This is a genomic window from Marinobacter sp. E2, assembly GCF_055755345.1.
In genome coordinates this window covers 1,113,455-1,137,601 of the sequence record NZ_CM146911.1, presented here as the reverse complement: position 1 = coordinate 1,137,601, position 24,147 = coordinate 1,113,455, and the positions used below count along the sequence as shown (strand labels likewise).

The 24,147-nt window shown below is 58.4% G+C and carries 22 protein-coding genes; 2 read left to right on the top strand and 20 right to left on the bottom strand.

The genetic code is table 11. The features are described from left to right. Nucleotides 1-5 precede the first annotated feature (5 nt). Entirely contained in the window at nt 6-896 is an 891-nt protein-coding gene (locus tag AC0J1C_RS05225; RefSeq protein WP_473045888.1) for a LysR family transcriptional regulator, read from the bottom strand. A 103-nt stretch (nt 897-999) separates the two neighbouring features. Between AC0J1C_RS05225 and AC0J1C_RS05220 the strand changes: the two genes are divergently transcribed. Further along, nucleotides 1,000-1,440 carry a DoxX family protein gene (locus AC0J1C_RS05220; protein ID WP_473045887.1) on the top strand — a complete coding sequence of 147 codons (441 nt, stop codon included), beginning with the start codon at nt 1,000-1,002 and terminating at the stop codon, nt 1,438-1,440. A gap of 25 nt (nt 1,441-1,465) precedes the next feature. After that, nucleotides 1,466-2,239, top strand: coding sequence for a dioxygenase family protein (locus tag AC0J1C_RS05215; RefSeq protein WP_473045886.1), 774 nt, complete (start codon nt 1,466-1,468; stop codon nt 2,237-2,239). Nucleotides 2,240-2,284: 45 nt separating this feature from the next. Here AC0J1C_RS05215 and AC0J1C_RS05210 read toward each other — a convergent pair whose 3' ends face one another. The 19 genes from AC0J1C_RS05210 to AC0J1C_RS05120 all read right to left on the bottom strand — a co-directional run bounded on the left by AC0J1C_RS05210 (nt 2,285) and on the right by AC0J1C_RS05120 (nt 23,962). Further along, nucleotides 2,285-3,589, bottom strand: coding sequence for a TRAP transporter large permease (locus AC0J1C_RS05210; RefSeq protein WP_473045884.1), 1,305 nt, complete (start codon nt 3,587-3,589; stop codon nt 2,285-2,287). Then, a complete protein-coding gene (locus AC0J1C_RS05205) occupies nt 3,579-4,073 on the bottom strand; it encodes a TRAP transporter small permease (protein WP_473045883.1) in 495 nt (164 codons plus the stop codon). Before AC0J1C_RS05205 ends, AC0J1C_RS05210 begins: the two co-directional genes overlap by 11 nt. A 61-nt stretch (nt 4,074-4,134) precedes the next feature. Next, complete coding sequence (locus AC0J1C_RS05200) at nt 4,135-5,130, bottom strand: DctP family TRAP transporter solute-binding subunit (protein ID WP_473045882.1); 996 nt, start codon at nt 5,128-5,130, stop codon at nt 4,135-4,137. Nucleotides 5,131-5,198: 68 nt separating this feature from the next. Then, nucleotides 5,199-6,194: a branched-chain amino acid ABC transporter permease gene (locus AC0J1C_RS05195; protein ID WP_473045881.1), complete on the bottom strand. Its 996-nt coding sequence runs from the start codon at nt 6,192-6,194 to the stop codon at nt 5,199-5,201. Between the two features lie 2 nt (nt 6,195-6,196). Continuing rightward, nucleotides 6,197-7,084 carry a branched-chain amino acid ABC transporter permease gene (locus AC0J1C_RS05190; RefSeq protein WP_473045880.1) on the bottom strand — a complete coding sequence of 296 codons (888 nt, stop codon included), beginning with the start codon at nt 7,082-7,084 and terminating at the stop codon, nt 6,197-6,199. A gap of 105 nt (nt 7,085-7,189) precedes the next feature. Next, entirely contained in the window at nt 7,190-8,401 is a 1,212-nt protein-coding gene (locus tag AC0J1C_RS05185; protein WP_473045879.1) for an ABC transporter substrate-binding protein, read from the bottom strand. A 72-nt stretch (nt 8,402-8,473) separates the two neighbouring features. Then, nucleotides 8,474-9,196 (bottom strand): ABC transporter ATP-binding protein, encoded by a 723-nt coding sequence (locus AC0J1C_RS05180; protein ID WP_375192900.1) that lies wholly within the window; start codon nt 9,194-9,196, stop codon nt 8,474-8,476. Continuing rightward, on the bottom strand, nt 9,193-9,993 hold the full coding sequence (locus AC0J1C_RS05175) for an ABC transporter ATP-binding protein (protein WP_091991246.1): 801 nt from the start codon (nt 9,991-9,993) through the stop codon (nt 9,193-9,195). Before AC0J1C_RS05175 ends, AC0J1C_RS05180 begins: the two co-directional genes overlap by 4 nt. An 84-nt stretch (nt 9,994-10,077) precedes the next feature. Further along, entirely contained in the window at nt 10,078-10,875 is a 798-nt protein-coding gene (locus tag AC0J1C_RS05170) for an alpha/beta fold hydrolase (protein ID WP_473045877.1), read from the bottom strand. A 124-nt stretch (nt 10,876-10,999) separates the two neighbouring features. Beyond that, entirely contained in the window at nt 11,000-11,425 is a 426-nt protein-coding gene (locus tag AC0J1C_RS05165) for a PaaI family thioesterase (RefSeq protein WP_473045876.1), read from the bottom strand. Further along, entirely contained in the window at nt 11,422-13,071 is a 1,650-nt protein-coding gene (locus tag AC0J1C_RS05160; RefSeq protein ID WP_473045874.1) for an AMP-binding protein, read from the bottom strand. The genes AC0J1C_RS05165 and AC0J1C_RS05160 overlap by 4 nt, the downstream gene beginning before the upstream one ends. Before the next feature lie 159 nt (nt 13,072-13,230). Further along, nucleotides 13,231-14,292 carry a proline racemase family protein gene (locus AC0J1C_RS05155; protein WP_375192905.1) on the bottom strand — a complete coding sequence of 354 codons (1,062 nt, stop codon included), beginning with the start codon at nt 14,290-14,292 and terminating at the stop codon, nt 13,231-13,233. After that, nucleotides 14,289-15,434, bottom strand: a complete 1,146-nt coding sequence (locus AC0J1C_RS05150) for a zinc-binding dehydrogenase (protein ID WP_473045872.1) — start codon at nt 15,432-15,434, stop codon at nt 14,289-14,291. The genes AC0J1C_RS05155 and AC0J1C_RS05150 overlap by 4 nt, the downstream gene beginning before the upstream one ends. Before the next feature lie 130 nt (nt 15,435-15,564). After that, entirely contained in the window at nt 15,565-16,668 is a 1,104-nt protein-coding gene (locus tag AC0J1C_RS05145) for an AI-2E family transporter (RefSeq protein WP_473045871.1), read from the bottom strand. Between the two features lie 162 nt (nt 16,669-16,830). Continuing rightward, on the bottom strand, nt 16,831-17,793 hold the full coding sequence (locus AC0J1C_RS05140; protein ID WP_473045870.1) for a formylglycine-generating enzyme family protein: 963 nt from the start codon (nt 17,791-17,793) through the stop codon (nt 16,831-16,833). 152 nt (nt 17,794-17,945) lie between these two features. Beyond that, the gene (locus AC0J1C_RS05135; RefSeq protein ID WP_473045869.1) at nt 17,946-18,905 is read right to left on the bottom strand and encodes a formylglycine-generating enzyme family protein; all 960 of its coding nucleotides are present in this window, start codon (nt 18,903-18,905) and stop codon (nt 17,946-17,948) included. 13 nt (nt 18,906-18,918) lie between these two features. Next, nucleotides 18,919-21,036, bottom strand: coding sequence for a LysM peptidoglycan-binding domain-containing protein (locus AC0J1C_RS05130; RefSeq protein WP_473045868.1), 2,118 nt, complete (start codon nt 21,034-21,036; stop codon nt 18,919-18,921). Further along, nucleotides 21,036-21,842, bottom strand: a complete 807-nt coding sequence (locus tag AC0J1C_RS05125; RefSeq protein WP_473045867.1) for a DUF4123 domain-containing protein — start codon at nt 21,840-21,842, stop codon at nt 21,036-21,038. Before AC0J1C_RS05125 ends, AC0J1C_RS05130 begins: the two co-directional genes overlap by 1 nt. Next, nucleotides 21,839-23,962 (bottom strand): type VI secretion system Vgr family protein, encoded by a 2,124-nt coding sequence (locus tag AC0J1C_RS05120; RefSeq protein WP_473045866.1) that lies wholly within the window; start codon nt 23,960-23,962, stop codon nt 21,839-21,841. The genes AC0J1C_RS05125 and AC0J1C_RS05120 overlap by 4 nt, the downstream gene beginning before the upstream one ends. Nucleotides 23,963-24,147 lie beyond the last annotated feature (185 nt).

The window sequence follows — 24,147 nt, the reverse complement described above, 5'->3', positions numbered from 1 at the left end:
GCCGCTCACACCGACGCCGGGAAGGCCGCGATCAGGAAATCCACGAGGGCACGCACCTTGGGCGAGACAAACTTGCGGGTGGGGTAAACCGCGTAGACCCCAAGCTCGGTGGACCGGTACCCGGGCATCAGTTCCACCAGTTCGCCGGCGGCCAGATGTTTAGCCACCAGAAATCCGGGCTGCAACACGATCCCCTGGCCCGCCAGGGCGGCGCCGCAGCAGGTTTCGCCGTTGTTGGCGTACATCCACGGGCGAACCCGCACGCTGGTGGCTCCCTCAGGGCCCTCGAAGGGCCAATCGTTACCCGTGGTGAAATTGCTGTAGCCAATGATGCGATGACTGGCCAGATCCCCCGGGTTGGTCGGGGCTCCCCAGGCCGCCAGGTAGGCCGGCGACGCGCAGGCCATCAGCCTTGTGGAGGTCAGCTTGCGGCTGACCAGTGTTGAGCTCTGCAGAGTGGCAATACGAATGGCCAGGTCAAACCCCTCCTCAACGATATCCACCAGCCGATCCGACAGATCCACCGATAACTCCACCTCCGGATAGCAGGCATGGAACTCGCCCCATAGAGGCGCCAGGTGGCTGATTCCAAAGCTCACCGGCACGTTCACACGCAACATGCCCTTGGCCACCTCATTGCGGGCGGTGATTTCCGCTTCGGCCTCCTCCACACCCGCCAACAGCTCCCGGCAGCGGACATAGAAAACCTCGCCCTCACCCGTCAGCGACAGGCGACGGGTGGTGCGTTGCAACAGCCGCACTCCGAGCCGGCCCTCCAGTTCGCTGACATACCGCGAAACTGCCGCTTTCGACATGCCCAGGCTCTCGGAGGCCGCCACGAAGCTGCCGGCGTCCACCACCGCGCAGAACGTCTGCATTTCCAGCAATCGATCCATTATCTCAATATCTGCAACAGTTAATTTATTATAGACACGTTTATCCCGTTTTTTGATATTTGTAAAGTATCTCCATGCTCAAACACACCCAAGGAGATTGACCATGAACAACGCATTCCTGAACAAACTGATCGCCACCAACGCCGGCTGGGACGCTCTGGCCCTTCGCATTCCCGTTGGTATCATTTTCGCCGCCCATGGCGCCCAGAAACTGTTTGGCTGGTTTGGCGGCTACGGACTGGAAGGCACCGGCCAGTGGATGGACTCCATCGGCCTGAGCCCGGGTTACCTGATGGCGCTGCTGGCCGGTGGTGCGGAGTTCTTCGGTGGTCTGGCTCTGATTGCCGGTCTGCTGGTTCGCCCTGCCAGCGCGGTACTGGCCTTTGCCATGCTGATCGCGATCTTCAGCGTGCATATCGGCAACGGCCTGTTCATGAGTAACAATGGTTACGAGTTTGGCCTGGCCTTGCTGGCGGTATCTGTGTCGCTGGTGTTCAGCGGTGCCGGCCGGGCTTCCATCGATCGGGTCCTCGCAGCCCGATAAACACGGCCAACCGGAGGTGTCTGCCATGAGTCTGTTCGTATCCCACGGCGCTCCCACCTTTGCACTGGAGCCGGGCCTCGCTGGCCCGGCTCTGACCAGGCTGGGGAGGCAACTGCCCAGACCCGAAGCGGTACTGGTGGTGTCGCCCCACTGGATGACGGAAGGCATCCGGGTAGGCACCTCGGCAAAACCTGAGACCATTCACGACTTCGGGGGCTTTCCTTCCGCGCTTTACGAGTTGAATTACCCGGCACCGGGACATCCGGCGCTGGCGGAAACCACCCTGGCCCTGCTGAAGGCAGATGGATGGCCGGCCCAGGCAGACGCAAACCGCGGACTGGACCACGGAGCCTGGGTGCCCATGATGCACCTGTTTCCCGATCACTCGGTGCCGGTATTTCAGGTTTCAATGCCGATGGATCTTGATGCCGAATCCGCCTGGCAACTGGGGGAATCAATGCGCCCCATTCAACAGAAAGGCGTTATGATTGTGGGATCCGGGAGCCTGACACACAACCTGTACGAGGTACGCTGGGGCGACAAAAACGCCTCGCGCTATGCCCAGGAGTTTACCGACTGGATTCGCTCACGCGTTCAGGCAGGTGCCCATCAGGAGCTGATAAAAGCCCTGGAAACAGCTCCCCATGCCCAACGGGCGCACCCAACCAGCGAGCATTTCCTCCCTCTGCTGGTGGCCGCGGGCGCCGCAGGCGAACGTTGTTCAGGCTCATTGATTGAGGGCGGCATTGAGCACGGCGTGCTGGCCATGGATGCCTTTGTTTTTCAGGGTCCGGCGTGATATCGGCGACCTTTCCGCATCGCGGCGAGCCCTGCAGCCCGCAGGTTACCAGTCACCGACAACAAACCCCAGTTGCTCAGGTAACCAGAGCGCGATGGCTGGAAAGGCCATGACTAACAACAAACTTATCGCCATTGCCATTATAAAGACCATAACCCAACCGAAGGTTTGCTCCAGCCTGATATCGGCGATTCGGGTCGTCACCATCAGATTGACCGCCACCGGTGGCGTGAACTGACCGATTGCAATATTCATGGCCAGCAGGATGCCGAACCAGACCGGGTTCCAGCCGAAGTGCTCCATTAGCGGGATAATGATTGGGGTCAGAATCAGGTAGATCGATACCGCATCCAGCAACATTCCGGCGATCAGTACCAGCACCATAACCAGTCCCAGCAGAACCCAGCTGTTCTCGGACAGGGATAACAAGGCATTGGCCAGATGCTGGAAGGTGCCCAGAGTTGTGCCGGCCCAGGCGAAAATGCCAGCCAGGGCGATGATGAACATCACCACACCTGAGGTGACTGCGGCATCCGTCACCAGGGCGTAAAGGTCTTTCAGACTGAGATTTCGGTATACGAGGCAACCAACAATCACACCGTAGGCAACCGCGACCACAGCCGCTTCAGTGGGCGTGAACAGTCCGGATCTCAGTCCACCAAGGATAATCACCGGTGCGAACAAAGCCGGAAGCGCCGCTCTGAAACTGGGCCAGAATTCCGGCCGCTCAACATCTGTCGGGTTTTCCCAGCCATATTTTCGAGCAAGGTACAGGGCCGGTACCAGGAGAGATAGCCCGGCCAGGATTCCCGGAAACAATCCAGCTGCAAACAGCGCTCTCAGGTCGACGCCGGGTACCACGATGGAATAGAGAATCAGGGCAATGGACGGAGGAATCAGGATCGCGGTGGACGACGACGCGGCTATCAGGCTGGCAGAAAATGGTTGAGGATAGCCTGCCTTGCGCATACTGGGGAGCATGACCATGGCCACCGCCGCGGCATCCGCCGGCCCGGAACCGCTCATGCCTCCCATGATCAAGCAAACCAGCACGGCAACAACGGTGAGTCCACCGTGCCGAGGCCCGATGATCGCCTGGGCAAATCGTACCAGGCTGGCCGCTACGCCAGCTCTCTCAAAAATGAGCCCGGTAAGAATGAACAGTGGAATAGCAATCAACGGGTACTTGGCCACGCTGTTATAAGTGTTGGTTCCCAGAGTCGCCAACATCACGGATGGCAAACCCGCAACAATGCCGATCACGCCACCCAGGCCCAGGGCAATCGCCACCGGCACGCCCAGCAAAAGCGCAATCAGAAAGCTGCCGATCATGAGGATATCAGGACTCATGTATGACCTCCGGGTCTTCCTTACCCCTGAGGCGATCGATAAGGCTCTGGGTGAGGCGAACCATTATCGCCGCTGACAACAGTGGCAACCAGACCACATAGATCCAGTTAGGCAAACCCAGCCCTGGTGAGAGCGACTGCCACTGGTACTCCTCCAGTGCAAACTTACCCCCATACCAGGTGGTTAGTCCGAGCACGACCACGCCGGTGAGCCACTGCAGTACGTACACGGCCTTTTTCAATCGAGGCGGCAGATAGTGCTCCACCAGTTCAATACGGATGTGCTGGTTGTGCCGCGCCGCGACAGACGCCCCCGCAAAGGTCAGGACTACCAGCAAGAACACGGAAAACTCTTCGGTAAACGCAAACGAGGCATCCGTGGCGTAGCGAACGATGACGTTACCCAGGCTAATGACGCAAATAATGATCAGAGCGAGGGAGGCAAGCAAAGCATCCAGTCGGAACTTCGGGGGGCGGGCAGGCATGAAGACTCCGTATTAAACGACGGCGCCCGCCATAATTGACGGGCGCGGGAACACTACGGATCTATTGGGAACGGTTGGCGACGGCCTCTTGCGCCATGTTCACCAGATCTTCACCAATTTTCGGTGTCCAGGTATCGTAGACGGATTCGGTAGCTTTCACAAAGGCATCATGCTGCTCATCGGTCAGCTCCGTAACCTGCACGCCACGCTCCTTGATCTTTTCCAGTGTATCGGCCAGCTCGGCGCGGGATTTTTTGATTTCCCACTGGCCCGCATCAATTGCTGCCTGCCTGAGCAAGGCCTGATCTTCGGGGCTGAACTGATTCCATACACGGTTACTTACTGCAAAGACCAGAGGATCTGCCATGTAATGCCAGAGCGTTAGATATTTCTGACCGACCTGATCAATTCGGGCGACATCAAATACAGAGAGCGGGTTCTCCTGGCCATCGACTGCGCCCGTAGTCAGGGCAGGCTTGGCATCCGCCCAACTCATCTGGGTCGGGTTCGCTCCCAAGGCGTTAAAGGTGTCCTGGAACAGCGGTGAACCGACAACCCGGATCTTCAGGCCGTCCAGATCCTTCGGCTCATCGATGACTCTCTTGGAATTGGACAATTCACGGAAGCCGTTTTCGCCCCAGGCCAAGGGCGTTACACCCCGCTCTTTGATCGCATCAAAGATGACCTCTCCGGCCTCGCCCTGTGTAATGGCATCAATCGCGGCATAATCCGGCATCAGGAATGGCAGGGAGAAAAGGTTAAGCTGAGGTACCTGGGGTGACCAATTGATAGTTGAGCCAACAGCCATATCGATCAGGCCCGAGCGCATCGCAGAGAATTCCTTCGTCTGGTCACCGGAGACCAGCTGGGAGTTACTGTAGATTTTCATGTTAATCCGGCCATCGGAACGTTCCCGGACCAGCTCCACCCATTTGTCGGCGGCCTGCCCCCAGGGAAATGCCGATGGCAGCACAGTAGAGACCGTGTATTCGTCCTTGTATTGGGCAGAGACAACAGAGCTGAACAGCACAGACGCGACGGTGACGGCAAAAATCATTTTGGACTTCAGCATCAGAACTTCCTTATTTTTTATTGGTCGTCTGGGTTTTATTTACTGCCTGGACCCTAGCCCAGGTTCTTCTTCATGAACTTCTGGATTTCGCCCACGATACCGCTCCGGAACGCCAATACCGTCAGTACGAAGACGCCGCCGAGAATCGGATCCACCCAGTCCCGGAGCGCGCCCTGAGAGAGCTGGTACTCGATGTTCACCACGAAGGTGGCGCCCACCACAGGCCCCAGCAATGTACCCATACCACCGACGAGGGTCATCAGGATCACCTCCCCCGACATGTGCCAGTGCGCGTCGTTCAGGGAGGCAAGCTGGAACACCACCGACTTCATGGAACCGGCCAGGCCGGCAAGCGCCGCTGAGATAACAAACGCCAGTACCTTGTACCGGTCCACGTTGTAGCCCAGCGATACCGCACGGGGTTCATTCTGCTTGATGGCCTTGAGCACCTGGCCGTATGGGCTGTTGACGGTGCGCTGTACCAGCAGGTAGCAGGCAATGAAGACCACCAACACAAAATAGTACATGTTCAGGTTATCTTCGAGGTTGATGAAGCCGAGCAAGTGTCCCCGGGGAATACCGTGCATGCCGTCCTCACCGCCGGTGAATTCCGACTGCACAAAGAAGAAGAACACCAGCTGCGCCAGGGCCAGGGTCACCATGGCAAAGTAGATGCCCTGGCGGCGAATGGACAGCAGCGCAAAGCCGAGGCCCAGAACCGTTGCCGCCAGCGTACCGGCGATAATACCCATCTCGGTGGTCAGTCCCGGGTAGTTACTCAGCAGGTAACCGGTGGTGTAGCCGCCGGTGGCCAGGAACGCTGCATGACCGAAGGACAGCAGGCCGGTAAAGCCAAACAGCAGGTTGAAGGCCACGGCGAACAGGGCGAAACAGAGGATCTTCATCAGGAAGACCGGATAGATCGCAAACGGCGCGGCCAGTAACAGCAGCAACAGGACGCCGTTGAGCATCATCTTCTTGCGATCCTGGGCCGCCTGCTGCTCCACTATGGCCTTGTGAATGTCGGTAGATTGTGTCGGCTGGTTCATGCTTATGCCTCCTTACCGAACAGGCCACTGGGCCGGAACATCAGCACCAGAACCATGACCAGGAAGATGACCGCCGAGGAAGCCGGCGGGTAGAAAGTTTTGGTGAGGCCTTCGATCACGCCCATGAGAATGCCGGTGATGATCGCGCCACCGATGGAGCCCATGCCACCAATCACCACCACCGCAAACACGGTGATCAGGGTCGCCGACCCCATCACCGGCGTTACCGAGTAGATGGGCGCGGCCAGCACGCCTGCGAACGCGGCGAGCGCAACACCAAAGCCGTATGTCAGGCTGATCAGCAGGGGCACGTTGATACCGAAGCCCTGCATCAGCTGTGAATCCTCGGTGCCGGCACGCAGGTAGGCGCCCAGCTTGGTTTTTTCAATCATGAACCAGGTACCGAAGCACACCAGAAGCGCCGCAACGATTACCCAGGCACGGTAGTACGGCAGGAACATAAAGCCCAGGTTGACGCCGCCCTTGAACATGTCTGGCATGGTGTAGCGAAGGCCGGAAACACCGAACCAGTTCACCAGCACGCCGGTGATGATCAGGGCAATACCAAAGGTCAGCAGAAGGCTGTAGATGTGGTCCTGCCCGGCAATGCGACGGAGCAGGAAATATTCGATGACAACGCCGAAAGCGCCGACGAGCAGCGGCGCCAGCAGAAGTGCTGCCCAATAGTTGACGCCGAGGTAGTCAAACATCAGGACCGTGGTCATGGCGCCCAGCATGTACATGGCACCGTGGGCAAAATTGATGATCTTCAGCAGACCGAAGATGACCGCGAGCCCAAGGCTCAGCAGGGCGTAAAAGGCGCCGTTGATGATTCCGATCAGGAGCTGGCCGGAGAGCACAGCTACAGGGACGCCGAAAATCATGGACATTGGGCTAACTCCAGAAGCAGCACAGGGGTTGGTTGTTGTTCTTTCTCACTTTGCCGATGAACGGGCTCACCCTGCCCTGTTGCCGGGTGAGCCCGAGGGCTGGCCTCAGTTCTTGACCAGCTTGCACTTGCTCTCGGAAAGCGGACGGTAGGCTTCGTCGGCCGGAATAGTCCGCAGAATCTTGTAAAGATCCCACTCACCGGTGGATTCGGCCGGTGTCTTCACTTCCGCCAGGTACATATCGTGCACCATACGACCGTCGACACGGATCTTGCCGTTCTTGGCAAACATGTCGTTGATGGGGGTTTCCATCATCTGCTTGCGAACGGTCTGGGCGTCATCCGAGCCAGTGGCCTTGACCGCGTTCAGGTACTGCATGGTGCTGGAGTAGATACCGGCATGAACCATGGTGGGACGAACACCGGTCTCCTCGAGGAAGCGATCGGACCAGGCGCGGGTCTCGTCGTTCATGTCCCAGTACCAGCCGGTGGTCAGCTGAATGCCCTGGGCGGTTTCTGCGCCAAGCGCATGAACGTCGGTCAGGAACAGCAGCAGGGCTGCCAGAGTCTGGCCAGACTGGGTGACACCGAACTCACTGGCGGTGGTGATGGCGTTGGTGGTGTCGGCGCCGGCGTTCGCCAGACCGATGACATCAGCTCCGGAAGCCTGGGCCTGGAGGATGAAAGAAGAGAAATCCTGGGTCGGGAACGGATGGCGAACGGCACCAATTACTTCACCACCGTTGGCCTCAACCACCCGGCGAACGTCCCCTTCCAGGGCGTGACCGAAGGCGTAATCGGCGGTCAGCATGTACCAGGTCTTGTCCCCTTCCTTGACCACCGCACTGGCGGTACCGTTGGCCAGCGGATAGGTGTCGTACACGTAGTGGATGTGGTTCGGGGTGCAGTGCTCGTTGGTGATGCTGGAGGCCGCGGAGCCTGAGATGATACCCAGCTTGTCGTTTTCCTCGAGGATCTTGCTCACTGCAATGGAAACCGACGAAGCCACCATGCCGGCCACCAGGTCGACATTCTCGTTCTCCACCCAGCGGCGAACGGTGCTGGAGGAGGTGTCCGGGCTGTTCCGGTCGTCGGCGCTGACCACTTCAATCTTGGCACCGTTAACCGTGCCGCCGAAATCCTTGATGGCCATGTTCAGGGCCGCCAGGCCGTTGGGGCCGGCCAGATCGCGATAGGTGCCGGACATGTCTGCCAGGTAACCGATCTTGACCGTATCGTTGGAAACTGCCGCCTGGGCGCCACCCACCATCATGGCTGATGCAACGGCTGATGTCAGAAGCTTTTTCATCATTGTCATTGTTGTATCTCCGCTACTGTCTTGCGTTGGTTCGGGTTATTGTTGCTCTTCCTGCTTTCGTTCTATCCGGGATCAGACCCCCAAATAGCGATCCAGCACCGACTGCTTTGCACTCAGTTCATTGGCGCTGATTTCTTCCACAATCTGACCGTGCTCCACCACATAGTGGCGGTCGGCAAGCGGTGCTGCGAAGTGGAAATTCTGCTCTACCAGGACAATGGTCAGCCCCTTTTTCTTGAGCGCGACCAGAACCTCTCCCAGCTTCTCCACGATCACCGGGGCAAGGCCTTCGGTGATTTCATCCAGCAACAGCATGTTCGCCCCGGTGCGCAGAATGCGCGCCATGGCCAGCATCTGCTGCTCGCCGCCGGACAGCTTGGTGCCCTGGCTGAAACGGCGCTCGTACAGGTTGGGGAACATGTTGTAGATTTCTTCCAGACTCATGCCGCCGCTGCGTACCACCGGCGGCAGGGTGAGGTTTTCCTGCACACTGAGTGAGGAAAAAATGCCCCGATGTTCGGGGCAATACCCGACACCCAACCTGGCAATATGGTGAGGCGCACACGACATGGTCTCCTCACCGTTGATCATGATGGAGCCGGTGCGGCGGCCCACCATGTTCATGATGGCCTTGAGCGTTGTGCTTCGGCCCGCGCCGTTGCGGCCCAGCAAAGTAACCAGCTCACCCCGGTTCACGACCATGTTGATGCCGTGCAATATGTGGGATTCGCCATAGAACGCGTGGAGGCCCGACAGGCGCAACTGCTCGTACTCGCGATCCGGATTCGCGCTCATTGTGTCGTCTCCTTCTGCTCACTGTCGGCGGACCCGCGTTCACCACTGCCATCGCTGCCCATGTAGACTTCCCGGACTTTCGGGTCGGCAGATACGGCGGCGTAGTCGCCTTCGGTAAGCACAGCGCCCTGGGCCAGCACGGTGATGCGATCACAGAGCTTGCTGACCACGCTCAGGTTATGCTCCACCATCAGAACCGTGCGCCCGTGAGCGGCCTTGCGCACCAGCTCCACCACCCGATCCACGTCCTCCGAGCCCATGCCCTGGGTCGGCTCGTCGAGCAGCAGGATTTCCGGCTCCATGGCCAGGGTGGTCGCCAGTTCCAGTGCCCGCTTACGGCCATAGGCCAGCTCCACGGTGGTGGTGTTGGCAAACTCGGCCAGGCCCACGGCGTCCAGCAACTCCATGCAACGCTGGTTGAGCTTGTTCAGGGATTTGCCGGATTTCCAGAAGCTGAATGAGGAGCCTTCGAAGGTCTGCAGCGCTACCCGGATGTTCTCGAGCGCGGTCATGTGCGGGAATACCGCGGAAATCTGGAATGAACGGACAATGCCCTCACGGGCAATGGCGGCTGATTTCAGGGGCGTGATGTCCTTGCCCTTGAACAGAATCTGACCCCGGGTAGGAATGAGGAACTTGGTGAGCAGGTTGAACACCGTGGTCTTGCCCGCACCGTTCGGGCCAATCAGGGCGTGGATATGGCCTTTCTGAACCTGCAGGTTCACGTCGTCGACCGCAACAAAGCCCTTGAACTCTTTGACAAGGTTACGGGTCTCCAGAACGTACTGTTCACTCATGAGCCAATTTACCTTTGTTATTGTTGTGCGTTTTGTCGTCTTCACAGAGTAGATTGACGTATACGTAAACGTCAATATCTAATTTCAATTTATTCCCGGCACTTCCCTGCACAAAAAGTCGTAGAGAATGTCCACCAGCTCGTCCTGCTTTTCCAGGTGCGGCGAGTGACCGGCCCCCTCGATAAAAAGGGCCTCTGCGCTGGCTCCGATACCCGCTGCGATGTCTGTGACCTGCTCGGGCACGCCGTATTCGTCGTTCTCCCCCTGGATGATCAGCGCCGGGCAGCGGATGTCCGAGAGCCAAGGGCCGAAGTCCATGGCTGCCAGAAAACCTTCGTCGCGCCAGACCGTCTGCCAGGCGGTAAACAGCTCGTCGGTGCGGTCGCCGTGATAGCGCCGCAGCCGCTCACGGATATCGGTTTCCCGGAACCGCCGTGCCATCTCATCCATTCCCGCCCGGGTCAGGGGGTCGGAATAGATGTGCGCCGCCATGGTGACCAGCGCCCTGGCCCGCTGCCCGAGGGCGGCAGAAGCAATCAGGCCGATAGAGCCGCCGTCGCTGTGACCGACCAGCACCACGTTTTCGATATCCAGCGCATCCAGCAGCCGGGGCAGCCAGGTGTGGCCGGCAGTCTCAAGATAGTCCTGGGGGCGAGGCAGCGGTTCGTTGGACGACTGGCCATAGCCAAGCCGGTTGTAGATCAGCGCATCGCATCCGGTTGCCCGGGCGAGCTTTTCTGGAAAGGCGCGCCACAGATCAATATTGCCCAGGGATTCGTGCAGGAACACGAGTACCGGCCCCCGGGAATCCGTGTGCAAAATCTGCCTTGCCTCCAGTACCACCCCGTCGCCTACCGGCACCAGGGAATCGCGAATGTTCACTTGGGCTACTCTTGGATTATTGTTGTATTACTCAATTAATCCTGAATCTAGCGGGACATCCCCTAGAGGGTCAAGATTTATTTATAAAGCTAATACTAATTAATTATAGTACTTTTACTATATATTAGCCGCGGCGATCCGCTGGCGGAATCGAATAGGTCATGGTGGAGTGCGCCACCGGCTCCTCGGCGCCTTCGGAGTAGACAAACACCTCGCCCACTCCCATGGTGCGCCCCACTTTCAGCATCGTCGCCCGCGCCCAGATGGGCTTGTGCGCCACCGGTTTGCGCAGGAAGTTGATGTTCAGGTTGGTGGTCACCGCCAGCGGCACCAGCCCGATTTTGCTGAGCAGAGCCGCATAAAGGGTCACGTCCGCCAGCCCCATCATGGCCGGGCCGGAGACGGTACCACCGGGCCGCAGGTGCTCTTCATCCACCTCAAGTTTCATTTCCGCCCAGCCGTCCCCCAGCTTCTGCAGGGAGCCGTAGGCGGCCCCCTGCGGAAACTGCTCATCCAGGAAGGCCTGCAGCTCTTCGAACGTGATGATCATGCGCCGACTTCGTCCTTGGCCTGGTTACGCAAAACAAAGCGCTGGATCTTCCCGCTGGGTGTTTTCGGCAACTCGTCCACGAATTCGATTTCCCGCGGGAAGGCGTGGGTGGACAGGCGCCGGCGAACCAGTTCCTGAAGCTCATCCTTCAGGGCCTGTTCGTCACCGACCGGGTAGTCGCCCTTGATCACCACGTAGGCCTTGATGATGGAGCCGCGCTTTTCATCGGGCTTGCCCACCACACCGGATTCCGCCACTGCCGCGTGCTCGAGCAACGTGCTTTCAACATCTGCAGGGCCCACACGGTAACCGGCCGTGGTGATGATGTCGTCGTCCCGGCCGCTGAAGGAGAAGCAGCCGTCACCATGGCTGATGACCATATCGCCCGTGAGGTAGTAACCGTTCACGAACGGGTCTTTCTCACCCCAGGTGTAGCCGTCGAAATGGAACAACGGAGAGGCTTTTACGTCTACCGCCAACTGGCCAACCTCGCCCTCGCCCACTTCCTCGTTCTTCTCGTTGAGGGCGACTACTTTGTGGCCGGGCGACGCGTAACCCATGGAGCCCGGGCGTACCGGATGCTCAAGACCGTGGAAGTTGCAGCAGGTCATACCGGTCTCGGTCTGGCCGTAGTGATCCTTCACCGGACAGAAATGGCGGTTGCGGATCCAGTTCACCACTTCCGGGTTCAGGGGCTCACCGGCACTGCTTGCGACGCGAAGGCCAAGATTCTCACCCTCGGGCAGCACATGATCGTTCGCCTTCAGCAGGCGATAGGCCGTGGGCGCTGCCGCCAGGTTGGTGATCTTGTACTTGCGAATCATGTCGTAGGTGGTTTCCGGCGTGAAACCGCCCGGGTTGAAATGGGTGGCATGGCCCATCAGCAGCGGCCCCACCACGGCGTAGTAGAGGCCGTAGGCCCAGCCCGGATCGGCCACGTTCCAGAACTTGTCGTCGTCGCGCAGGTCGATGGCGTACTTCATGTACACGTAGAACGCCAGCAGCGCTTTTGCCGGCACGGCCACGCCCTTGGACTTGCCCACCGTGCCTGAGGTGAACATCTGCAGGAAAGGATCGGCACCGGTAATCATCACCGGCTCGAATTCGCCGGACTGAGCCGCCAGTGTTTCTTCGAAATCGGGAATATCGGCGTCGATCTGGCTGGCGTTAACGCCCACCACGGGCGGGCACACCTTCACATCGTTCAGCTTGGGGTAGTTCTCCGGATTGGTCACCACCAGCTTGGTGCTGGCCCGCTCGAAGCGGTATTCAATGGCACCCGAGCCGAAGGCAGTGAACAGCGGCTGATAAACCGCGCCCGCGCGCAGGGTCCCGGCAATCACAATCAACAGTTCCGGGGTACGCGGCAACAGGGCTGCAACCCGATCGCCCTTACCAATGCCTTTTGATTTCAGATAGTTGGCGAAGCGAGCAGACGCCTCCTTGAGTTCCGCGAAGGTCAGTACACCATCGCCGCCACCTTCTTTCTCGTAGTAGAGCGCGACCCGGCTGGGGTCATCTGCCCACTTGTCGCAGATCTCGTGACATACATTGAGCCCGCTATCCAGACGTCCATCCAGGATGTCCGCTTCCAGAGCGGCAGGATCGAAGTTGTTATAAACGTCGGTGTATTCCGGAAGACCCATTTTCAACTCCTGTTGTTTTTGTCATTGAAAGCACGGGTCAAGGTTTAGCACAGGCTTCACTTTACGTAAAGGTAAACTTTAGACCAAAACGGAAGTAATCAGCGGCGTTTTATGAGGCAGGAAAACCGACGCGACCGGTTGGCCGCGCCGGGGCAGAGCTCAGGATTTCGGCGTGATTTTGCTGGTGTGCCGGCTCGACAGGATGTGGTGCAATGAGCCGCATTCCACCATGGGATCGTCGCAGTTCACCACGATATCGGAGCGGGCGATGACATAGCTTTTGCCGGTGATACTGTTCTTGATCACTTCGTACTCGCCTTCCTGCTCCACCGAGGTGAACTCCCCGATAAAACCGGTTTCCCTCAGGGAGATGGTTTCGAGCTTGTCTCCAGGGCGGATACTGCCCTCGTAGTTCATCAGCGCCAGGCGGGCAGAGGTGCCGGTGCCGGTGGTGCTGCGGCAAATAACACCGGGGTGGACATAGGTGGCCGACCGGGAGCGGTAGTAGCCCTCCGCCACATGCTCGACAGGCCCCATGAAGTGCAGGAACGGCAGCGGACCCACATCGCCGAGGGTGTAATGGGAGAAGCCGCCTTCCGCCTGGATGGCCTCGACAATGGCGTGGGCGGTCTCTGCCAGCTTGCGCTCCTCGTCCAGTGTGAGGTCAAACCCGAGGCTGGAGGCATCCACCAGGGCGTAGAAGCCACCGCTGTAGGCAACGCTGTAGGTAATCTCGCCCAGCGACGGTACATCAATGGTGGCTTTGTAGGTGTGGATATAACTCGGCAAGCCCTCGCAGGTAATCGCCTCGACTACGCCGTCGTGTACGGTCGCCTCGATCTGCACCAGGCCAGCCGGGGATTCCAGCAGAAAGTTCTGCTTGCCTTCCTGCTTTTCAACGATCCCCAACTCAAGCACCGCCGTTGCAGTGCAGATGGTATTGGAGCCCGAGTAGATCGGATAGCCCATCACTTCCATGATGATATAGCCGGCCGCCGCCCGGGGGTCAGTCGGTGGCACCAGCAGATCCACAGACATCTCCGGCACCCCGTAGGGCTCTTCCAGCAGCAGCCGGCGCAGGCCATCGGCATCGTCTCGCAGATACTCCATCTGCGCGCGCACGGTGTCGCCGGGCAGCAGATCAATGCCGCCGGTGACAATACGGCTGACGTCACCGCCGGCGTGGGTGTCCATCAATTGAATGCTCAGTTCCGGTTTCATCGGGCATTCTCCAGAGACCAGGGCTGGCCGTGTTCTTCCCACTGGGCGTCGGGAACAATCACGATCTTGCCGAGATAGTTGCTGCCCCGGTCGACAAAGTACTCTTCCGCCCGGTGCAGGTCGGAGAGCCGGAAGGCGCCGTGCAGAACCGGTTTGAGCTGACCGCCTCGGATCCAGGCCATCAGTTGTTCCGCCTCCTCCCGGGTGCCATGGGAAACACCGAAGATCTGTACCTGGTAGAGGTAGATCCGGGTCCAGAGGATCTCGCTGATGTTGCCGCCACTGGCGCCGGCAATACTCAGGCGCGGGTAGGTATTGCGGGCGTTCATATCGAAGATCATGGTGTCGATGAAGACGTCCGTCATTTCACCCCCCACCAGATCCATCACTGCGTCGATGGGCTTGCCGCCGGTTTCCGCCTTCACCCGCTCAACGAAACTGCCCATATCGGAACGGTCGAGCACCGCCTCGGCACCCAGCTTGAGCAGTGGCTCGGCTTTATCCTGCTTGCTCAGTGCATAGGGAACGGCGCCCATGATGCGGCAGAGCTGGATGAGGGCGGTACCCACGCCGCCACTGGCACCGGTGACCAGCACACGCTCTCCCGCCTTGACGCCGGCAGACGTGAGCATGTGCATGGCGGTCTGGTAGGAACACATGCCCATGGCCGCTACCTGGGCGTCTGCCAGTTCCGGATTGGGAATGTGATGGAACTGGTCCGAAGGCAGCACCACGTATTCGGCGTAGCCACCGTCCGCGCCGTGGCCGTAGTAATCCGGTGTGAGATTGATGTCCCGACGCTCGTTAGCGTAAATGTTGAAGTCCAGCAGGCCACGCTCGCCAATCCGGGATTCGTTCACACCCTCACCAACCGCAACAATACGACCGGCGATATCGGCACCCTGGATGCGCGGGAAAACCAGCGTGGGCTTGCCACCCATCTGGAACGAGGTCATCTCACCCTTTTTGGTGGGATACAGCCCCTCCCGCGCCTTGCGATCAGTATTGTTCTTCGCCGTCGCGGTTACCTGAACCAGCACCTCACCGGGCCCCGGGCCGGGCACCGGCACGTCCTGGTATTCGAGCTTGTCGATACCACCGTGACCAGTCAGAACCATGGCTTTCATGGTAGTGGGATACATGGGCTGATCATCCTCCCTGCGTCCTGAAGTGTGGGTATTCAGTGAGGATAGGTGAGTTTCAGGAAGGTGTCAGTGCGTGTTACGGGTATCCATTACCCAACGGGCGAAGCCCCGCAGGTTTTCGCTGCCGCTATCGCGCGATGACCTTGTATACCGGCCTTAGTTTCGGGATCTGTTTAAGCACCACCTGGATCACGGTCATCAGGGGAACGGCCAGAAGCACGCCCACCGGTCCCCAGAGCCAGCCCCAGAAGAAGATGGACACAAAGATGATCACCGGATTGATGGCCATGCGGAAACCGTGAATCCAAGGCTCAATGAAGAACCCCACCAGAGTGGTCAACCCGAGAAACCCCAGCGGGGCGATGGCCATCATCCAGAGTTCGTCCAGGCTGATGGCCGAAATGGTCGCCAGCATGGAAATGGAAATGATCACCCCGAGGTAGGGAATGAATCGGGCAAGCCCGGCGACCAGCCCCCAGACTGCCGGGTCCGGCAGCCCCACCGCCCAGCAGATCAGGCCGGTGATGGTCCCGACCGACAGGTTACTCAAACCGAGCACACCCAGGTACTGGGCAATCTGATGCTGGGAATCGTGAGTGATGCGCAGTACCGTCTTGCGCTGGTCGATAGGCAGTTGGCGCACAAAGTTCTTGATCAGCCGATCGCCGCTGACCAACAGGAAATACGTCAGCGCCAACGCCAGCGCCAGCCCCGCAACCCCGTTCTGGACCTTGTTCATCAACTGGCTGCGCCAGGAATCCGTCTTCAGAACCACCGCGGTGGGCTGCGGCTGTTCCGAATCAGACAGTTCTTCCACAGACTTCTCTACCTGCTCGGCAGACTCCGTAACCCGGGCGATCTGGCGGCTTATCTCGCTCTCGCCAACCAACAGACGCGAGATACCCTGCGGCACCTCCTCCGCCCACTTGAGCGCCGGCGTCGCGACCGCCACCGTGATACCCACGATACCGGCCAGCACCAGCAACACGAACACCAGGGAACTCACCATCCTGGGCACCCGCCATTTCACGTAGGCCTTTTTGACCAGCGGCGACAGCAACAGGCTGGTGAGAACCGCAAGCAAGATAGGCAGGACAATCTGGTGAGCCACGTACAGGGTGTAGAGAATGCCAAGCGCAAACAACCCATAGATGGGCGTGGCGAGGTCTGAGGAAATCAGTGGGCGTTTGTTATCGCCTGCCGGCTCGTTGTCTTGGGTCTGGCCGTCCATGCTGGATCCTGTCTGCCATAGAAATAGCGTGGCCCGGGAGATCCCGGGCAAGCGGCGGAATGGTCAGTTTACAGATCGATGAGGCTGGACGCACTTTTGGGAGAGTTACGCAGAGTTTATCCGGGCATTTTGGCTTAACCCCTGGAGGCCTCTGCCCGGCGTTCAATTAATTGGTTCAGGGTGATTAACGACGCAGCGAAAGCCTATGCTTCCGGATTCAATAGATACTCCGCTTCTCGCAAAGACAGTATCTCCTCCCCCGAAACTGCCTCCCATCCCAGCCCAGTCGCGAACAGTCTTCTGAGGATCTTCAGGATCAGCAGGCTTCTGAGGACCTCTCGGATTATCAAATTTTGCCTCCGCGTAATAGTCAGGCTTGAACCAATCCTGAGTCCATTCAGCGACGTTGCCGGTCATATCATGAACTCCCATCGGATTTGGTAGATAAGACCCTACCGGGCGACGCTCCATCACACTGAAATCGTGGCTCAGCATGTTTCCAGAAGGAGGAATACTCGGATCGATGTATTGAGTAGGTCTCTGTAAATAGGTATCGGGATCCTTCTGTCCCGAGCTAGTCGCGTACGGTACTTTCCTTCCGCGGCTTCGCGCCGCGTATTCCCACTGAGCCTCAGTAGGTAACGCAAAGGGTAAACCTGTTTGGTCACTCAACCACGCGCAGTAGCCCTCGGCCTCGGCATAGTTCGGTGTTCTGGCGGGCTTTAAATAAAAGTAGGGGGACAAAGGATCTTCACTCGGCTCAACGACGAATTTTTCGTCATAGCCAGAGCCCTCGTACAATGAAGACCGTCCAAGTGCCTCGTAATATTTGTACATCTCGCCCCAAGTTGTCTCGTACTTGGATATCGAGTAGCTATCGACGCTAACCTCTACAGTCGGGCGAGCGTGGTCCGTTAAGACGACATAAGGTGAACCATCCGGATGACCCACATCACCTAACTCGAAGCTGCCGCCTTCGACAAAAACTTGATTTCGTATGGCCCGCTGCGCTACCGCCTCCGCTGCTTCTCCCTGACTATTGCTGCTCACGGGTCCGGCAAAACCAGCCATCATCGTTGAAGCCAAGAGAAGACCAGGTAACTTCAGTCCGTTTGAGTTTAACACGTCCTTGCTCTCCCTTTAGCCAGCCCTGCCAACGTGGCAAATACCAGGTGGACCCTTTTCTGAGGGCTTTTTTGCTGCAGCTGAATGTTCTTTCAAATTGTGCATGAACAGACGCCGGATTGGCTTTCATTCGCAAAGGTTTCCCGACCTTTCTAGTTGATCGGTTCAGGATGATTAACGACACACCGAAAACCCGTTCCCGACGCCGATACATGCTCCCCTGCTCGCATGAACACTGTGCCCGCTCCCGCCATGCTATCTCCGTGCCCTGCCCAATCCCTCACAGTCTTTTCTGGCCTGTCCGGATTCGCCGGCTTCTCCGGTCCGCTAGGATTGTCTCGAGGAGCTTGCTCATAATAATTCTCCTGAAACCAATCTTGCGTCCACTCAGCGACATTCCCAGTCATGTCGTAAAGGCCCAACGGATTCGGAGGGTAGCTGCCTACCGGCCGACGCTCGAATTTGACGGAGGAGTGGATGAGAGTATTGCCAGAGGGGGGAGTCGACGGGTCCACCTCCCCTCTGGGACTCAGCAAGTATGGATCTTTTTGCACTTCACCAGAGTCTGTCGCGTAGGCTACCTTGCGCCCTCGGCTTCTGGCCGCATACTCCCATTGCGCCTCAGTCGGTAGCGCAAAAGGCAACCCGGATTCCTGAGCCAACCAAGCGCAATACCCTTCGGCCTCTCCGTAATTCGGCACTCTGGCAGGCTTGTTTCGGAAATAAGGTGATAAAGCATCGTCAGTTGGCGGGCTAACATATCGTTGTTTGAACGGGGATTCCTCATATTGGGAAAGCTTCTCCGTTGCTTCGTAATACACCCGCATTTGGCCCCAAGTAGTTTCGTAGCGTGAAATTGAGTAGCTATCGACCTTTACCTCATTTACCGGGCGACTTGAATTAACCAAAGTCACGTAGGCAGAACCATCGGGGCGACCGACGTCTCCGAGTTCAAATTTACCGCCTTCAACAAAAACCTGATCATTGATGGCCTCTTCCACGATCCGGGATACGGAGCTATCTTCGCCAGCATCAACAAGACCACCACATGCGACCAAGAAAGTCAGCGTTATCGTAAGGCCAATTAGCCTCAGTCGGTCAATTCTAAACATCCATCAGTTTTCCTTAACCAATCCTACAAATACGACAAACACCAAAAGGATCCATTCTCACCGGCCTGTCAGCAACGGCTACTTGATTCTTCAAGCCTTGAATGAAGAGACGCTGATCCGAATTGTTCTTGTCTATGAAGTCAAACAATCGCTCGAGGTTCTGATCGAAATCATCCATGCGGGCTAAGCCTTGCGGGTTCATTCGTGACACTGTCTCCTCGAAATCACGCCACCCCTGAAAAGAATTCAGAATCAAATTCACGGCTCGTATTTTGATATCGTCATCACTCCAGAGATCGGGCGTTAGCCACCAGTCATAGAGGATATTGTCCAGAATTGCGCCTTTAACCTCAGGTGGAGAGTGCAGAAAGACTGAACTTTCTTTGGCTGTAAGGTCCTGAACGACATTCTCTGCGATTTCGCTGCCCTGTTGTTCTCGATAGCGGTCAACAAACACGGCATGAACATAATCCACAACCCCCTCCACGAAATTGTCTGCTAGTTCTTCGGCCACTTCTATTGCTTTAAGCCCCCGAGCCAGAGCGTACAAGCTCATACGCCGATACCAATCGAACGCCTCTGTATCACGATCGAAAAGTTCAAGATATCTAAAATCCACATCCATGAGAGCGTTATAAATGAAGTGAAGCATCCTCAATATTTTTTGAGTTTCAATCTCCAGCAAGAAACTCCCGGACGCACCAGCACCGAAAACAAGCCCCGCATGAACATTGAGGTAAAATTTTCCAGTGGCGCGACTGAATTTCAGCCGAACTTCGAATTCAGCACCCGCACCCAAAGCTCCCTCGACTTTCTTTCCAATAGCGCAGAGCGTGTCCCACTCTCTCTGTTTCGTGAGCACGTCTTTCCACCGCAACTCACCAGAAACCTCACAACCGCCACGAATTCCGGCGAAAACACCGGCCTCACCGCCGGCTTTCTGTCCGTGCTCCCGAGCCGCAATGCCTTTGACAGTGGGCAACCCATCCGTAGTGGACACATGGACATTCCCTGCGATAACCGCGGATGCGCCAGCAAATCCGCTCAGCGATGCCTGGATAGCCGCCTGGAAGTGTCCCAATGAAGCGACTTTTCGCTCGCCGTCCCATCCACCCACCCGGTACGGAACCCGAATTTCCGAACGGTTATTTACCGGGAACGCCTGCTCGACACCCACTTTTCCCTGGGCCAGCGCATACTGCCCTTCCAATTTTGTCTGGAAATGCACCAACCCCTTTCGCGGATCGAATTCACCAGAAGCCGTCGCACCCGCAGCGAAGCGCATGAACTGTGCTTCTGCGGAGGCATCAAAACCGGTTTCATCCACGGCTTTCTGGCGGGCTTCGGCGTCACCCCAGATCGACCAGGATGCTTCATCGTAGAATTTGTTCAACGTCGTCATCAGCGCGCCATTGTTATCGGGCTCCCAGAGCGTTGTGTTGAACTTGATATTGAGCTCACTTCGAATGGCGTCTCGTAACTTCGCCGGATCCACGCCATTTTCGGTCAACCATCCCTTGCTACGCTGCCGGTCTCTGCCCGCTATGGAATAGCGGCGGCGGTGGTTCTTCAGCTTGTCTGAGCGCACAAAGGTAACGTGTTTGTCGCCAGCCAACCGCTTGATCTCAGTGATCGGCGGCAGGGTCTGCATGTCGTTGGTCAACACCGAGCGCGTCTCAAGCTCGGTCAGGAGTCGCTCCTTTTCTTTCTGGACCTCAGTCAGCAGCTTTCCCTCACCTTGGGTGGCGGCCAGTTCCGAGTCGGTTTCCCCATCATCAAGGCCTTCCAGCTTCTTGTAGAAGTCGTTTATGGGCCCACAAACGAATTCCTCTTCCTCCAGCCACTCGGAGAGCTCGTCCTCGGTGAGGAGAATCAGCTCGTCGGAACCGGTGGCGTGAACAACTTCCACAATTTCCTCAGCACAGGAAGGCGCCTGAACCACCTCGCCCACCTCACAGCTGGAAAATCCGGGATCGTTGGCCGCCGGCAATTTGAGTAGCTGCCCCGGGAAGATGCGATCCGGGTTTTCGATGCCGGGATTCAGCCTCAGCAGGCTGGTCAGCGTGGTTTGGTATCGCTGAGCGATTGCGCTCAAAGTGTCGCCGGAGCGAACCGTGTATTCAGACGTCATCAGGCACCTCCTTGTGCCAATCCGTAGGCCAGATGTTGATCCAGTTCAGTGAGGCGCGCTGCACTCGGCAGGCTCAAATTTGAGAGGATCGCCTGGCATTCCGGCAGACGGATTCTGTTGCCGTGAGTCACCGCCAGTTCCGCATACCGGCTGACATCCTTTTCTGAGCGAAAGCCCAGCCCGTTTGCTTCCTGCAACAGTCTGGCCAGCCGAGGCTGATCATTGATCGATAGAAAGCGCCCGAGCCTGCCCAGAAACTCCTCCCGGGCGTCTTCCGCCAACGCTTCCAGATGCCTGTCAGTGAGCGCAAACCAGCCTTCATCCGACGCAGTCATTGCCGGCTGCAGAGTCCCCGCCCGGAAAGAATGCCAGTTTCCCTCTGGCTGAAACGCCAACCACTCACGGACCGGCCCACTAAAGCGCTCCCGCTCCTGATCATTGAGCGCCAACATGAGGCGGCGAAGCTGCCTTGGAGAGTAAAAACGAAGATAGGAGTAGCCTCCGTCTGGCAAGGCCACGCTCAGCAGGCTTCGCAGGTGCCCGGCAATAACCGGCAGCTCCTCCTCAGCGAGCACAACGACGGCCTTATGCTGCCAATCATTCTGTTTCTGCCAGAGACGACTCGTTTCCGAGGGCTTAACCAGACAGGGACTGACCTCCAGCGCCGCCTGATGGCGGGTGCCCAGAAACAGGTAGTCAATCTCAGGCTGGTCGTCGTTCTCGTAAACAAATCGGGGTGCATCGAATGCCGCACCGTCCAGCAGGAGGAAAGCCCGGGACCGCAGATCAATGCCCAGCTCCGTCATGCGGTCACCCCTTCGTCACAGGCGCAAGCGGCCAGGGCGCAGCTTCCATCGGCTTGCCGGCCGCACTGTTTGATAAGGGCGACATCCCGGGAGGCTGCCGTCTTCAATGCCTCGACGGAGCTCGGTGAAGGACCGAAATCCGACCGCGTCTCGGTTTGCGCGAGCGCTTTCGGCGGCGTGCTACCCGAGACCTCATCCAGGCCGTTAGGCTGATCCGGCACCTGAGCCGCCACCCCGCTACCACTGCCCGGCCCGCCGCCGGAGTTCATCCTCACCAGCGGCCCGGACACCGTCACACCACTGGGGTCTACCTTCACAAAGCTGCCACCCGCCTTGAGGGTCACTTCGGCACCGGCTTCGATCACAATTTTCAGGCCCGCCTTGTGGTGAATCTCGCTGCCTGCCTCGATGAGCTGGTTCTTGCCCTGTTTGCTGTGGTGGCTGCCGTTCACAGTCAGGCTGTAGTCGCCGCCGATTCGTTCACGACGTTCACCATCCACCGTGCCGTGATCGTTGCCCTTGATGTGGCTGAACCGATGGTTCTCCACGGTCAGGTGGCTGTCGTTTTTGATGACTTCGGTGCGATTGTGTTCGGTGATAAGGTCCAGATCCTTCTGGGCGTGCAGGTAGATCTGTTCCTGGTCCGCCTCGTCCTCGAAGCGCAGCTCGTTGCTGCCCTCGCCCTTGTGGGTTTTGGTTTTCAGGGTGGTGCGGGTTTTGTGCTGCGGCAGCACGTAGGGTGGCGTGTTGGTGGCGTGGTGGGTTCTTCCGGTAATGATGGGCTGGTCCGGGTCGCCGTCGAGGAAGGAGACAATCACCTCGTGACCGATACGCGGCAGGGCCATAAAGCCATATTGACCACCGGCCCAGCCCTGGCTCACCCGCAGCCAGGCGCTGCTGTGTTCGTCATTTTTCGAGTATCGATCCCACGGGAATCGGACTTTCACGCGCCCGTGCTCATCGCAGTGAATCTCTTCGCCCTCCGGGCCGGTCACGATGGCCATCTGCGGGCCGTCCATCAGCGGGCGATAAGGGGTCTGCGGACGCCAGGTCCGGTCGGGAGGAATGGCCGTGAAATGGTTGTGGTAGCTCGTGGGTTCGCTGCCGCCCTCTTCTTCCAGTGCCTGGGGCTGGGTGCCGGTGTGGGTCACCGACGTCAGCAGCCAGTCCCGGTTCAGGGTATCGCTGTCGTGGTCGGTGAGCGTGACTTTGGCGCCAGCGCTGAAGTCCGGGCGGTTGCTGTCACCGGCGGCGGTGCTGGCGTCGTTGCGCAGGGCCTGCAGACGGGCTTCGGTGAAGGGCTGGCCGCTGGCGTCGGCCTTGAAGCGGCCGGGGTAGTCGTAGTGCTGGTAGTCTTCCCGGTGGCTCACATCGCCGGCGGCCTGTTCGTGCATCAGGGCGTAGGCCGGGTTCTTGAAGGTGTAGTCCTTCATGGCCACGGAGGCGACCCGTACCCGTTCTTCGTATCGGAAACAGAAGACGGCAGGCTGCCGGGTGCTGCCACCGGCTTTGGCGTTGTACGTAACCGGCTCCAGAACCGGGGCATCGCCGTGGTGATCGGCCAAAATCAAAGCGGGCTGGGTGTCGCCGTCCACGCTGCCGTGTTCGTAGCGGTAGTGCCAGCCTTCCTCGGCGACCAGGCGATCCAGAAAGGCCAGGTCGCTTTCCCGGTGCTGCACGCAGTACTCCCGCTCTGCCGGCGGGCGTTTGAGATCGAAGACGGTGTCGATCAGGCCCCGCTCTTCGAGCAGGGTACGCACGATGGCGTCGGTGCTTCGGGTCTGGAAGATCCGGCTGTTGTGCATCAACCCCAGGCGCCACAGGGGCGGCTGGATGACCAGTTCGTAGCGGGTGCGCCGGTGGCCGGTGTCGCCCCGGGCGAATTCGTTGACCACACCGGTGAAGCGCCGCAGCGGTTCGCCGTCTTGCCAGACCACCAGATCCACCGGCTGCTCGAGGATCTCGGACGCCTGTATCGACGGATCAAAACTTGCCAGCTCCAGCCGACCCGAAAACACCTCGGACAGGCGCTCGGTGAGCGTAAAGCCAACTACTGAGAAAAGATCAGAAGGGAGATCGCCAACGCGGGCGGTAAACTGCAATCCACTTGCCTGGGGCATATCTTCAATCCCTGAAGGTATGGTTATGTCCTGCTCCCGGCATCGTCAAAGCAACCAGATCCGTGGTCGCGATACCGGACAACAACTGGCCGGAAAAGTACCAGCACTGGCTGAGAAAATCCAGTGACAGGGCCTCAACCTGAGGCTCAAACAAAAACAGGGGCGGGTGAACGCTTCATCCGCCC